This window comes from Syntrophotalea acetylenivorans (genome assembly GCF_001887775.1).
Taxonomy (GTDB): Bacteria; Desulfobacterota; Desulfuromonadia; order Desulfuromonadales; family Syntrophotaleaceae; genus Syntrophotalea_A; species Syntrophotalea_A acetylenivorans.
In genome coordinates this window covers 1,571,829-1,584,814 of record NZ_CP015519.1, presented here as the reverse complement: position 1 = coordinate 1,584,814, position 12,986 = coordinate 1,571,829, and the positions used below count along the sequence as shown (strand labels likewise).

Here is a 12,986-nt window from a genome sequence, read left to right as displayed (position 1 = left end):
ACGCCCGCCGACATTTTTGTCAGCGGGCGTTTTTTGTTGAAGCTTTATGATTGCGTTTATACCGTTGGGGACGGTCAATGCTTTTGTGATCCAAACGACTGGTTTAAATCATCATGCCATTTTGAAAATGTTTGAGGTTGTTCTGTAATATCAGGGATTTTCAAGGGGTGTGATTTGTCGAAGGTTGGTGATATCTCGCAATGGCGGTGCGCCGAACAGGCGACTGTACTCTCGGCTGAACTGGGAAGGGCTTTCGTAGCCGACTTGGAATCCGGCAGAGGCTGCATCCAAACGTTCCATGAGCATCAGCCGCCTGGCTTCGTTCAGACGCAGCGTTTTCTGGTACTGAAGCGGGCTCATGGCCGTCAGCGCCCGGAAATGGTGATGGAAGGTTGAAATGCTCATGTTGACCTGGGTTGACAGCTCGTCAATACGCAACGGCTGGGTGTAGTTACCCTTCAGCCAATCGATAGCCTCCGCTATCTGCCGGCTCTGGCTCCCCGCCGCGGCGATCTGGCGCAGTCGCGCTCCCTGGTCCCCTACCAGCAACCGGTAGATGATCTCCCGCTGGATGACCGGTGCCAGGATCGGAATATCCTCCTCGGCGTCAAGCAGGTCGATCAGACGTACAAAGGCATTCACCAGCGGCAGGGTTGTCTCGCCGATTGCCATGCCGCGGCCCGACTGCTGGGTCCGGGGCGGCGGCAGCTGGCTGTCCGCCATCAACTGGGCGATCTCGTGCAGGTCGAAGGTCAGCCGCAGCCCCAGATAGGGCTTTTCCGGGCTGGCTTCGGTGATCTGCACCACCGTCGGCAGGTGCACCGAGGTGATCAGGTAATGCTGCGGATCGTAGATGTAGGTGTCGTCACCGAGTTGCACGCGCTTGGCGCCCTGGCCGATCAGACAGATGCTCGGCTGGTACATGCCGGTGACCGGTTCGGTCGGCTCGGTCCGCCGAAACAGAGACAAGGCCGGAATAGCCGTTGTCTGCAACTCGCCCTGTTCGGTTAATCGGGCAATGCTCCCGCCCAAGGTCTCTATGGCAATGTCTTTTTCGTTGCCCTCGCTCTTCTGCATAACCATCCCTTGTTACGATGATTTTCTTCGCTTACAGGCTAGTTGATCCTGCCCTTCATGACAACCATTTTTCCGGATTTCGGACGATCATGCAAGAATCCGGCAGGATTGGTCTACCGGCCGTGGCGCGCCTCGGTCCAAGATAGTGTCCATCTGGAAACTCCGGATGACACAGCGCAGTTGCCCTATGGAAAAGGGCGGTTTGCGGATGAAAACAAGATAGGATCAACGATCGAGGGCCAGGGGACAAAGGGAACCCCTTTGGGCCGGCAATAAAGGTTTCAACGGATACCGGAAAGGCAACAACAGATGAATAGTGAAAACCAAAAGCTGGCGACAACGTCGTCAGCCTCTCCCGGTGCGGTGCTGGCCATCGTTTTGGTCAGTTATCTGATCATCGTCCTCGATATTTCCATCGTCATCACCGGTCTCCCCGAGATCCGGCAGGCGCTGGGTTTCTCCCCCATCGGCCTCTCCTGGGTGCAGAACGCCTACTTGCTCTGTTTTGGCGGCTTTCTGCTGCTGGCGGCGCGCACCGGTGATATCTTGGGGCGCAAGCGCATGCTGATCCTGGGCTTGACCCTCTTCACCGCATCGTCCTTTGCCATTGGCATCGCCGGGACACCGGCCTGGCTGATCGGTGCCCGCGCCGTGCAGGGCGTCGGGGCCGCGATCCTCGCCCCGACGGTGCTCTCGCTGATTGCGACGACCTTCCCTGATGGTCCCGAACGGACCAAGGCGCTGGCTTATTACTCGATGGTCGCCGGCGCCGGGGCCAGCCTCGGCCTCGTGCTCGGTGGTATCTTTGCCGATCAGCTCTCCTGGCGGATCGGTTTCTTCATGAATGTGCCGATCGGAATCGGCCTCATCATGGCCGCTGCGCGCCTGCTGGTGGAATCAAAGCGCACCGGCGGCGCCTTTGACGTTCTCGGGGCGATCTGCTCGACCCTGGGGATGGGCGCTCTGGTGTACGGCATCGTGCGTTCGGCCGAGGCCGGCTGGAGCGATTCGCTGACACGCTCCGCCCTCGGTCTCAGCCTGGTCCTGTTGGCGCTCTTTGTCTTCAACGAGGCCCGGGTGAGGCAGCCGATCCTGCCCTTGCGACTGTTTGCCAGCCGCGAACGCTCGGGAGCTTATGCCGCCCGCATGTTGTTTCTCGGCGCCATGGTGAGCTTCTTTTTCTTCTCCACCCAATATATGCAGCTGGTACTCGGTTTCTCGCCGCTGCAGGCCGGCATCGGTTTCCTGCCAATGACCATCCCGACCTTCCTCGCCGCCATGATCTTGCCGAATCTCACCCGCAGGCTCGGCAACGCGGGGTGTTGTGTCTTGCCCTGGCGTTTACGGCGGCCGGCATGTTCTGGCTGGGGCAGGCCGGTCCGCACGCCGTTTTCGTTACGGATATCGCCCTGCCGATGATTCTGATCGGTCTGGGTAACGGCGCCGCCCTCGGCCCCCTGACCGTGGCGGGAGTGGCGGGGGTCGAGGACCGTGATCAGGGGGCGGCTTCGGGGCTGGTCAATGTCGCCCACCAGATCGGCGGATCCCTTGGTCTCGGCATCCTGGTGGTGGTGTTCGCCGCGGCGGATGCGCCGCGGCTGCAGGGGTCGGAACTGCTCAGTCATCGGATCTCGGCGGTGATGACCGGCGGCGGGTTCATGCTGTTTGTCGCCCTGCTCATCGCCCTGGTTTTCGTTCGACCGTCCGCGGCACGGGCGCAGGCGGATTTAGCAGCAAAAAGACCGGATAACGGGCTGGCAGCGGAAGCCTGACCGGGGGCCCCTACCGGCAGTTTTAAAACCAACCGAGCAGACAAAAAGAACGGAGAATAACCATGCCCAGCTTGAAAATCGTAGCGTTGCTATTAGTGGCGGCGCTCAGCATTTCACCAGGAGCAACCATGGCAGCAGGCTATACACTTAATCCGTTTACCCTCACCTACGACGGCGCGATTACCGAAAATGCAGCAGGCAAAGTGAATATCCATTCGGTCACTTACCAGCTCAACGGTATTGCTATCTCCGCGAACGTGTATACCCCTGCGAACTATAACCCGAGCAAGCACTACCCGGCGGTGGTGGTGGCTCACCCCAATGGTGGCGTGAAAGAGCAAGTCGCCGGCTTGTATGCTCAGCGTTTGGCAGAACAGGGATACCTCACCATTGCTGCGGATGCGGCGTATCAAGGCGCCAGCGGTGGTCTGCCCCGCAATGTGGACAAGCCGGCAAACCGGATTGAAGATGTACGCGGCATGGCCGACTTCATCACGCAATTTGCCGGTGTCGATGCCGACCACCTAGGCTTGCTGGGTATCTGTGGCGGTGGCGGCTATGCCTTGAAGGCGGCCCAAACCGACAAGCGGTTTAAGGCCGTTGCCACTTTGAGTATGTTTAATTCCGGCCTGGTGCGACGCAACGGCTATCTGGGCTCGCAAATATCCACCATACAGGAACGCTTAAAGCAAGCCTCAGACGCCCGTGCGCAAGAAGCCGCCGGCGGTGAAATTATCTATGCAGGTGATGTGCAGCTGACGGATGAACAAATCGCCCAGTTGCCGTTTGATTTGTATCGCCAGGGTTTTGAATATTACGGCAAGACCCACGCCCACCCCAACTCCACGTTCAAATACACTATGAGCAGTCTCCTCGATTTAATGAATTTCGATGCGGCCAGCCATATGGCCCTGATCAACCAACCGTTACTGATGATGGCAGGCAGCAAGGCCGATTCCCTGTACATGACCCAAAGTGCGTTTAAGGGGGCGACCAGCGCAAAAAATAAGGAATTGTTCCTGCTTGACGGTGCAACTCACATCGAAACCTATTGGAAGCCGCAATATGTGAATCAGGCCATGGATAAATTGACCCAATTCTTCGGCAAGGTGCTGAAGTAAGGAGCCAAACGATGAAGACAAAGTTTCGGAAGCTCATGCTTGCGCTCACACTGACTTTGCTCAGCGTGAGCCTCTCCGCCTGCTCAATTGCTGAGCGAAGCGGCAAACCCGGATTGCTGGTCATTCAGGAGCAAGGGAGTTTTGCCGTCGGCGGCACCGTAATCACTAACCCCGGAACGTTTGACCCGCTCAAAATGACTCCGGAGGGCCAGACCTTCCACGGAGACCACGCCTACGTGTTCTACCAAATTCCGGAAAACCCCAGGAAATTGCCGCTTGTGCTCTGGCATGGCTTCGGGCAGTTCTCAAAGACCTGGGAAACCACACCCGATGGACGAGAGGGTTATCAGAATCTCTTCCTCAGGCGAGGTTACGAAGTTTATGTACTTGACCAACCACGTCGAGGCAATGCGGGGCGCAGCACCCAACCGGCGACCTTGGCACCTGTGCCGGATGAACAGCGATGGTTTAATATTTTTCGCATCGGGGTCTGGCCCGAGTATTTCTCTGGTGTACAGTTCTCCCGGGCCTCGGAAGCGTTGGGTCAGTACTTTCGTCAGCTGGCTCCTGATACCGGCCCGATCGATATCGACGTAAACTCGGATGCCGTGGCAGCACTCTTCGACAAGATAGGTCCGGGTATCCTTGTTACCCATTCGCACAGTGGTGGCATGGGTTGGCAAACTGTAATCAAAAGCCCCGATATTCGTGCTGTCGTCTCTTATGAACCCGGCAGTAATTTTGTTTTTCCGGAAGGTGATGTGCCAGCCCCAAAACCCAGCTCTGGAGGGACACTTGAGGGTGTGCCTGTTCCATTGTCTGACTTCATGAAACTCACCAAGATTCCGATCGTCATCTATTACGGTGACTATATCCCAGAACTGCCTTCAAAAAATCCGGGTCAGGACATGTGGCGGATACGCCTGGAAATGGCGCGTCTGTGGGCCGATGCGGTGAATCGGCACGGGGGCGATGCCACGGTCGTGCATTTGCCGGAAATAGGAGTACGCGGCAATACGCACTTGCCATTTTCGGATCTGAATAATCTCGAAATCGCGAACCTTATGTCCGACTGGCTAGCAAAGAAAGGGTTGGATTAGTGATTCTACCCGGAAGTCAACCGAATCAACAAGCGTAACCCATGTTATTTAGGCAAGGATATGGAGCAATAAGAAGATCTGTCTTGAATGTAACGATCCTCGCTGACAAGGAACATAAACAAGGGAAAACTATGAAAAAATTTACAATAATTATCGCCACATTGGTTGTCGCGGTGGTTTGTTTAGCGGGTACTTCTAAAGCGCGGGCAGAGGGATGTGAAGCATTAAGTGCCAAGGAGAAAAAAATCATCCCCATTGCGGCCTTTACCGCGAGTGGAGATATGCAGAAGCTTGAAACAGCCCTGAGTGAAGGTCTGGATTCTGGACTTACTGTAAATGAAATAAAAGAAATTCTGGTTCATGCCTATGCCTATGCTGGTTTTCCACGGGCCCTGAATGGCATCAATACATTCATGGCCGTCATGGATAAACGCAAAGAGCAAGGCATAAAAGACAACATTGGTAAACAGGCAACGGCCATGGCCGCCGAGTTCGATAAGACCGCATATGGTCACAAAACCCGCAATGCCCTTGTGGGCAGGGATGTATCGAAACGCACGAGCGGGTATCCGGTTTTTACCCCCATCATTGACCAGTTTTTAGTGGAGCATCTGTTTGCGGATATTTTTTATCGAGATGTTCTCAGCCATCAACAACGCGAACTGGCGACCATCAGTATTCTAGCCGCTATGACAGGGACAGAACCACAGCTCAAAGCACATCTTAGAGTCTCCATGAATGCTGGGTTGGGCAAAACGCAGCTTGAAGACTATATTTCGGTTCTCAGGCAGGACGTCAGTGTAGAAAGCGCTGAAAAAGCCACTGCGGTTCTCAACGACCTCCTCGGCATCAGCCCGCCGGAGAACCAGGCCAAATCCGTTAAGGTCATCAAAAAAGAGCAGCCGACAAAGGCTTCGGCAGATTATTTCACTGGCCATGTCACCGTCGAGTCCAGGTTTTCTGCAGAAATACCCGAAAGTTATCGTGGCGGAATTGTAAATTTTGAGTCCGGGGCACGCACGGCATGGCACACACATCCTTTCGGACAGACTCTGATCGTTACTTCCGGCCGGGGGTTGGTCCAGTCGGAAGGTGAAGCCGTTCAGGAAATCCTGCCGGGGGACGTAGTCTGGATTCCGGCGGATGAACGTCATTGGCATGGCGCTGCACCGGATAGCCCTATGTCGCATGTCGCAATCTCTGCTCCCCGCAATGGTTTAACCGTTCAATGGCTGGAGCATGTCAATGACGAACAATATGGGTACTGAAAGAAGGTAAAGAAGCGCTTTTTCATTGCTTCGTCCATCGTGAAAATACTGGCAGCAACAACACGTAACCCTACGCCATTGAAGGTAATCGAAGAAGGGTCGCCGATATGAATAAAACTCAAAACGATCATGCTCAAGAGGGTGGCTTCGCTAAGCTGGATCGACGCAAGTTTCTCATCGCCGGGGCAGGGGTGGCCGCAGCCTCGTTGTTGCCTCATGTTTCTGCCGCCGCACAAGTGCAGCCCGGGCAGAGTTCCCCCGGGGGCACAGGTCAAGGCAGCCTTCAGCAGCCCCCACGCCAGGGGCGCCGCAGGCTTGGCGCACTCGAGGTGTCGAGCATTGGGCTCGGTGTTCAGAACATGAGCCGCAAGTATGAAACCACCGTGCCGTACCGTCCGGAAATGATAAACGTTATCCGCGCCGCCTTCGATCATGGTGTCACCTTTTTCGATGCGGCGGAGGCTTACGGCCCCTTCGAAGTGGAGCGCATCCTCGGTGAAGGGGTGGCCCCTTTTCGCGATCAGGTCGTGATTGCAACTAAGTTTGGCTGGAACATCGATCAGAACACTGGCGCGCGCCTCCCTGGACTCAACAGCCGCCCGGAACATATCAAGCGGGTCGTCGAGGCTATGCTCAGACGCCTTCGGACCGATCGCATCGATCTCCTCTACCAGCACCGAGTCGATCCCAACGTCCCGATCGAGGACGTCGCAGGGGCAGTCAAGGACCTGATGAATCAGGGTAAGGTCCTGCACTGGGGGCTGTCCGAGATGGGGCTTAAGACGCTGCGGCGCGCTCATGCTGAACTGCCCGTTACTGCGGTCCAGAACGAGTATTCCATGCTATGGCGCGGACCTGAGAAGGAAGTGCTCCCGGCTTGCGAGGAACTGGGTATTGGCTTTGTGCCCTGGAGCCCCCTCGGTGTGCAGTTTCTAACCGGCTGGTTCGACGCGGATACCCGGTTCGCTCCCGGTGACTTTCGAGGCACCGAGTCCCGGTTCTCGCCAGAGAATCTGCCGTACAACCTGGCGCTCGTGGAATTGGTGAAGAAGTGGGCCGAACGAAAAAATGCCACACCAGCGCAAATTGCCTTGGCATGGCTGATGGCGCAGAAGCCCTGGATTGTGCCGATCCCAGGAACGACACATCGGGAGCATATGCACCAGAATGTTGGCGCGGTTGCTGTTCGTTTCACACCCGCCGAGCTGGCCGAGCTGAATAAGTCTGTTGCGGTGATCAAGATTCGGGGACAGCGTCTTCCAGACGCAGTGCAGGCCTTTTCGGATGTAGAAGCGCCGCCGAAGAGATGAACGATCCAAGATTCCATTCAATAAAGAGTGTTAAATGAAGAGAACTATCCAAATGACATGTTGTCTTGTGCTCATAGTGTTGGCATCAGTGCTTTTGTTCACCTCTTGCGCGCCCCAGTTGGGACTGGCTGGGCGTGATGCAAGGTTGATAAGTTCTTCTCAGTTTAAGGATGGAAAATTCTTCAACACAATTGAAACCCGTGTCAGTACCGCTTCGGGAAACAGATTGGGTTCTTTGCTTGAGTTTTTCACCGACCAGCAAAAACGAGAGCCTGAAGCCGTACTTCCTTCCATTCCGGTTGCTGTCGAAAGCATCGGTGCAACCAATGGCTTACGTCTGACCTGGCTTGGCCACTCTACTTGCCTGATCGAGATGGATGGACAAGTCATCCTTACCGATCCGACCTTCAGTGACCGGGCGTCACCTTTCACCTTCCTGGGACCAAAGCGCTTTGGCACAGCTCTCCCACTGCAACTCAAGGATGTGCCAAAGGTCGATATCGTATTGATCTCACATGACCACTATGACCACCTCGACTACCGGAGCATCAAAGCACTGATTGATAAGACTTCCCTGTTCTGCGTTCCTTTAGGCGTGGGGGGACATTTGGAATACTGGGGGGTTCCAAGAAATAAAATTGTCGAGATGGACTGGTGGCAGGAACAGTCGAACAAGGGGATAAAGCTGGTTGCAACACCTGCCCGACATTTCTCCGGTCGGTGGCTTGTTCGGGATAAAACACTCTGGTCTTCCTGGGTGATTCAGGGTCAAAAGCACAGAATCTTCTTTGGAGGAGACTCGGGCTACTTTGATGGGTTTAGAAGTATCGGGGACAAGTACGGTCCTTTTGATCTGACCCTTCTGGAGTCTGGCGCCTATAACGAGGCGTGGTCGGAGATTCACATGATGCCGGAGGAAACCGTGCAGGCCCATATCGATCTTAAGGGCAAGGTGTTGCTGCCCATCCATTGGGGTCAGTTTAATCTTTCCCTCCACAACTGGACGGAGCCCATCGAGAGGCTGCTGGCAGAAGCGAATCGCAGGGACGTTAGCGTTGCGACACCTTTAATGGGTCAGCCTGTTGAAGACCCTTTGGGTATCCCCTATGCAGCGTGGTGGCACATACCAAAGGATAAAATCGCGAAAACCGGCGATTCTGAAAGTCCCCCAATGCAAAGGCTCTGAACTGACATTCAAGGCTTAAATATTCATTCCTGTGACTTTATGCATTCTGGGGAGTGCCACTCATTTCCTTAATTGGGTGTGGACATTCCGACGCAGGCTCACGATTTATTCCGAGACCTTCAACTCGGGCTATCGGGCAATGCGGCGGATGGGCGCGGCTGGTCCACTGTGCTCGCATTTCAGCATAAACCGATGCTCTTTCGGACAATCAGGCAATGGTCCGGCAGAATCGGTCTACCGGTTTCGCTTGGACCCAACGTATCATGAAAATAAATCAAAACCATCCAGGAGAAAACACATGGACAACTTCATCTACAGCATTCCGACCACCGCCTATTTCGGCAAAGGCCAAATAAACATTCTCGGCGAGACCATCAAGGCCCAGGGCGGCTCCAAGGTGCTGCTGGCTTATGGCGGCGGCAGCATAAAAAAGAACGGCATCTACGATACCGTTATCGAGCAATTGGACAAGGCCGATCTTGCGTATGTGGAATTGAGCGGCATCCAGCCCAACCCGAGGATCGAAAGCTCGCAGGAGGGAATTAAACTCTATCGCCAACGCGGCTGTGATTTCATTCTGGCCGTGGGCGGCGGCTCGACTCTGGATGCCTGCAAGGCCATTGCTGCCGGGGTGAAATATGATGGTCCGGTGACCGATCTTTTTGTCGATGAATCAGGGATCTCTTCAAAGATTGTTGCCGCGGCACCGTTGGCAACCATTCTGACCATGGCGGGGACCGGCTCGGAGATGGACATGGGCGCGGTCATCACCGTCGGTGAGGATCATAAGAAAAAAGTTTTACTGCATCCGCTGCTCAATCCCCGGTTCTCCATCCTAGATCCGGAGTACACCTACACGGTGCCGGAATATCATTCCATGGCGGGCGTCGCGGACATTCTCTGCCATCTCATGGAGCAGTATTTTACCCCCGATGTCGCCGCAAAGGTGCAGGACCGCATGAACGAGGGCGTAATGAAGGTCGTCTTGGAGGAGGCCCCTAAAATCCTGGCAAATCCGCAAGACTACGAGGCTCGTGCCAACATCATGTGGGCCAGTTCCATGGCCTTGGCCGGATTTCAGTTTCTGCTCGGCAAGCCGTCGCCCACCTTCCCGCTGCACGGCATCGGGCACGAACTCTCCAGCATGTACGACATGACCCATGGCGTCACCCTGGCGCTGCTGACGCCAGCCTGGATGCGGCATACCATGAGCGCGGCGCCGGAACACCTGCCGATTTTCGCGCGATTCGCCCGCAATGTCTTCGACGTGCGCGAAAAGGATGATGCCAAGGCCGCGGAAGAAGGCGTCACGCGGCTCGAGGAATTCTATGCCGTCATCAAGATGCCCGCGAGCCTGCGCGAGGCGGGCGTCAAGGAAGAGGACCTGGAAGTGATCGCCGAAAAAGCCGTGGAGGACGGCCAGTTGGGTATCTTGGCTGTTCTCGGCAAGGACGAGGTGCTGCAGATCCTGCGGGCGGCATTCTGATTTACGGGAACGGTTCAGGCTTACCCAATACAAAGGAGAAAAGGATGCAAAAACGAAGATTAGGTAATAGCGGCCTGGAAGTTTCGGCTCTCGGGCTCGGCTGCATGGGTATGAGCTTCGGCTACGGTCCGGCTAAGGACAAGAAGGAGATGATCGCGCTTCTCCGTGCCGCCGTCGAGCGCGGCATCACCTTTTTCGATACGGCGGAAATCTATGGGCCGTTCATCAATGAGGAGCTGGTGGGTGAGGCTCTCGCTCCGTTACGCGATCAAGTGGTGATTGCCACCAAGTTCGGCTTCAATACGGATTTCGATCCGCGCGATCCCAAAGAAGGCGAATCGATGCTCAACAGCCGCCCTGAAAATATTCGGAAGGTCGCCGAAGCCTCCCTCAAACGCCTCAGGACCGATGTGATCGACCTTTTCTATCAGCACCGGGTCGATCCAGGCGTGCCGATCGAGGATGTCGCCGGCACGGTGAAGGACCTGATCGGGGAGGGGAAGGTCAAGCACTTCGGCCTTTCCGAGGCCGGCGTCCAGACAATCCGCCGCGCCCACGCCGTCCAGCCGGTCACTGCCCTGCAGAGTGAATACTCCCTGTGGACCAGGACCCTCGAGAGGGAAGTGCTGCAGACCCTTGAGGAGCTCGGCATCGGCTTGGTCCCCTACAGCCCTCTGGGCAAGGGCTTTCTCACCGGCAAGATCGACGAGAACACGAGCTTCGATAAGAACGATTTCCGCAACGTCGTCCCCCGGTTTACAACCGAGGCCCGCAAAGCGAACCAGGCCCTGGTCGATTTGCTCGGCACCATCGCGGCACAGAAGCAGGCGACTCCCGCCCAGATCGCGCTGGCCTGGCTGCTGGCGCAAAAGCCGTGGATCGTTCCGATTCCGGGCACTACCAAGCTGCATCGCCTGGAGGAGAACATCGGCGCAGCCTCGCTTGAACTCACGGTGGAGGATCTGCGGGATATCGAGAGCGCCGCCTCGAAAGTTGAGGTGCAGGGTGCTCGCTACCCGGAAATACTGGAGAAGATTACCGGTCTTTGAGCTTGTTCTTTTGGTCCGCCATAAAAACTGAAGAAGGCTCCTCGTGATCCGAGGAGCCTTCTTCAGTTGCACATCCATTCAACAAGTTCAGGCGCTGATTTGAGGTGTCCCGGTCTGTTGTTGCCGTAAAAGAAGACGAAGGTTTTCAGGACTTCTTGTACTCGATGCCATACGCCTTGAGCTTGCGGTGCAGGTTCGAGCGTTCCATTTCAATAGCTTCAGCGGTACGGGAGATATTGCCTTCGAACTCTTCCAGCTTCTGGCGGATAAACTCTCTTTCGAACTGTTCCCGAGCTTCCTTGAGGGTGGCGGCGGTACTGGCCGCAGCTGAGTTTGTCGTGGTCCCAAGAACTGCTTCCGGCAGATGGGCGCGGGTGATGGTGTCCTCCTGGATCATGATCACCAGGCGTTCCACCAGGTTTTTCAGTTCTCGCACGTTGCCCGGCCAGGGATAGTTCATCAGGGCTTCGAGAGCCTCCGGGGCCAATGTTTTAATCGGCCGGCCTTCCTGGCTGCAGAAATGGGCCAGAAAGTGCTGAGTCAGCAGGGGGATGTCCTCTTGCCGTTCGCGCAACGGCGGTACGTGGAAGGGCAGCACATTGAGCCGGTAGTAAAGATCCTGACGAAAGTTGCCGTTTTCGATCTCCTCTTCCAGGTCCTTATTGGTCGCGGCGATGACCCGCACATCGACCTCGATGGTGCGGCTGCCGCCGACCCGTTCAAATTTTCGTTCCTGCAGGATGCGCAGAATCTTGGCCTGAGTCTTGAGACTCATGTCGCCGATTTCATCGAGAAACAGGGTGCCTTCGTTGGCCTGGTCGAACTTTCCCTTGCGCATCGCCGTGGCCCCGGTAAAGGCACCCTTTTCGTGGCCGAAAAGCTCTGATTCAATGAGCTCTTCGGGGATAGCGGCGCAGTTTACTTCGACGAAGGGCTTGCCGCGACGTTTCGACAGATTGTGCGTGGCGCGGGCCACCAGCTCCTTGCCGGTGCCGTTTTCGCCGGTAATCAGCACCCAGCCCGAGGTCGGCGCGGCGATGGCGATCTGTTCCTTAAGCGAGGAGATCGGTTCGCTCTCGCCGATCATGTCGCGATCCTTGGCCATCTTTTCCTTGAGGGACCGGTTTTCTTCAACCAGCTGACCGACCTTGAAGGCGTTCTCGATGCAGAGCAACACCTTTTCCAGAGACAGGGGCTTTTCAATAAAATCGTAAGCGCCAAGTTTGGTAGCTTTGACCGCGGTTTCAATGGTGCCATGACCGCTCATCATGATCACCAGTTGTTCGGGAAAGTCTTCGCGGATCAAGCGCAGGGTTTCAAGACCGTCAATGCCCGGCAGCCAGATATCAAGCAGAATCAGGTCGGGGGTCTCTTCCCGCACCTGGGTCAGGCCTTCTTCGCCGCTTTCGGCAAAGACGGCGCGGTAGCCTTCGTCCTGCAGAATTCCTTTCAGGCTTTCACGAATGCTCTGTTCATCATCTATGACTAATATACTTTTCATACTTGTTTCCTATGTTGGCTTCTGTCTAGAAAAGGCCCCTTTTCGCAAGCTCTGCATCATTCTACGGCCTTGCGTGTGATTGGGGACCTCCATGGCCCTCACCCGGCGGGCAGCCA

General features: G+C 55.9%; 11 protein-coding genes. 9 read left to right on the top strand and 2 right to left on the bottom strand.

Annotated features, from left to right (window positions below; translation table 11 throughout):
• Positions 1–150: 150 nt before the first annotated feature.
• Positions 151–1,077: an AraC family transcriptional regulator gene (locus A7E78_RS07180; RefSeq protein WP_072283586.1), complete on the bottom strand. Its 927-nt coding sequence runs from the start codon at positions 1,075–1,077 to the stop codon at positions 151–153.
• 309 nt (positions 1,078–1,386) lie between these two features.
• Between A7E78_RS07180 and A7E78_RS07175 the strand changes: the two genes are divergently transcribed.
• From A7E78_RS07175 to A7E78_RS07140, 9 genes are all read left to right on the top strand, one after another.
• A complete protein-coding gene (locus A7E78_RS07175) occupies positions 1,387–2,496 on the top strand; it encodes an MFS transporter (RefSeq protein WP_201258050.1) in 1,110 nt (369 codons plus the stop codon).
• Positions 2,493–2,849, top strand: a complete 357-nt coding sequence (locus A7E78_RS15190) for an MFS transporter (protein WP_201258049.1) — start codon at positions 2,493–2,495, stop codon at positions 2,847–2,849. The genes A7E78_RS07175 and A7E78_RS15190 overlap by 4 nt, the downstream gene beginning before the upstream one ends.
• Before the next feature lie 62 nt (positions 2,850–2,911).
• Positions 2,912–3,970: an alpha/beta hydrolase gene (locus A7E78_RS07170; RefSeq protein ID WP_072283585.1), complete on the top strand. Its 1,059-nt coding sequence runs from the start codon at positions 2,912–2,914 to the stop codon at positions 3,968–3,970.
• Positions 3,971–3,981: 11 nt separating this feature from the next.
• Positions 3,982–5,070 (top strand): alpha/beta hydrolase, encoded by a 1,089-nt coding sequence (locus A7E78_RS07165; RefSeq protein WP_072283584.1) that lies wholly within the window; start codon positions 3,982–3,984, stop codon positions 5,068–5,070.
• A gap of 83 nt (positions 5,071–5,153) precedes the next feature.
• A complete protein-coding gene (locus tag A7E78_RS07160) occupies positions 5,154–6,338 on the top strand; it encodes a (R)-mandelonitrile lyase (protein ID WP_158516084.1) in 1,185 nt (394 codons plus the stop codon).
• 107 nt (positions 6,339–6,445) lie between these two features.
• Positions 6,446–7,648 (top strand): aldo/keto reductase, encoded by a 1,203-nt coding sequence (locus A7E78_RS07155; RefSeq protein ID WP_072283582.1) that lies wholly within the window; start codon positions 6,446–6,448, stop codon positions 7,646–7,648.
• Between the two features lie 34 nt (positions 7,649–7,682).
• Positions 7,683–8,834, top strand: a complete 1,152-nt coding sequence (locus A7E78_RS07150) for an MBL fold metallo-hydrolase (protein WP_072283581.1) — start codon at positions 7,683–7,685, stop codon at positions 8,832–8,834.
• 298 nt (positions 8,835–9,132) lie between these two features.
• Entirely contained in the window at positions 9,133–10,320 is a 1,188-nt protein-coding gene (locus tag A7E78_RS07145) for an iron-containing alcohol dehydrogenase (RefSeq protein WP_072283580.1), read from the top strand.
• Between the two features lie 44 nt (positions 10,321–10,364).
• The gene (locus A7E78_RS07140) at positions 10,365–11,369 is read left to right on the top strand and encodes an aldo/keto reductase (RefSeq protein ID WP_072283579.1); all 1,005 of its coding nucleotides are present in this window, start codon (positions 10,365–10,367) and stop codon (positions 11,367–11,369) included.
• Between the two features lie 145 nt (positions 11,370–11,514).
• On the opposite strand, the gene A7E78_RS07135 is transcribed toward A7E78_RS07140, so the two are convergent.
• Complete coding sequence (locus A7E78_RS07135; RefSeq protein ID WP_072283578.1) at positions 11,515–12,870, bottom strand: sigma-54-dependent transcriptional regulator; 1,356 nt, start codon at positions 12,868–12,870, stop codon at positions 11,515–11,517.
• Positions 12,871–12,986: the final 116 nt, after the last annotated feature.

Excerpts from the sequence above, each read along its gene's own strand:
- A7E78_RS07135 (WP_072283578.1), bottom strand. The coding sequence starts at position 12,870 with ATGAAAAGTATATTAGTCATAGATGATGAACAGAGCATTCGTGAAAGC.
- A7E78_RS07145 (WP_072283580.1), top strand. The coding sequence starts at position 9,133 with ATGGACAACTTCATCTACAGCATTCCGACCACCGCCTATTTCGGCAAA.
- A7E78_RS07140 (WP_072283579.1), top strand. The coding sequence starts at position 10,365 with ATGCAAAAACGAAGATTAGGTAATAGCGGCCTGGAAGTTTCGGCTCTC.
- A7E78_RS07170 (WP_072283585.1), top strand. The coding sequence starts at position 2,912 with ATGCCCAGCTTGAAAATCGTAGCGTTGCTATTAGTGGCGGCGCTCAGC.
- A7E78_RS07150 (WP_072283581.1), top strand. The coding sequence starts at position 7,683 with ATGAAGAGAACTATCCAAATGACATGTTGTCTTGTGCTCATAGTGTTG.
- A7E78_RS07155 (WP_072283582.1), top strand. The coding sequence starts at position 6,446 with ATGAATAAAACTCAAAACGATCATGCTCAAGAGGGTGGCTTCGCTAAG.
- A7E78_RS07165 (WP_072283584.1), top strand. The coding sequence starts at position 3,982 with ATGAAGACAAAGTTTCGGAAGCTCATGCTTGCGCTCACACTGACTTTG.
- A7E78_RS07180 (WP_072283586.1), bottom strand. The coding sequence starts at position 1,077 with ATGCAGAAGAGCGAGGGCAACGAAAAAGACATTGCCATAGAGACCTTG.
- A7E78_RS15190 (WP_201258049.1), top strand. The coding sequence starts at position 2,493 with ATGATTCTGATCGGTCTGGGTAACGGCGCCGCCCTCGGCCCCCTGACC.
- A7E78_RS07175 (WP_201258050.1), top strand. The coding sequence starts at position 1,387 with ATGAATAGTGAAAACCAAAAGCTGGCGACAACGTCGTCAGCCTCTCCC.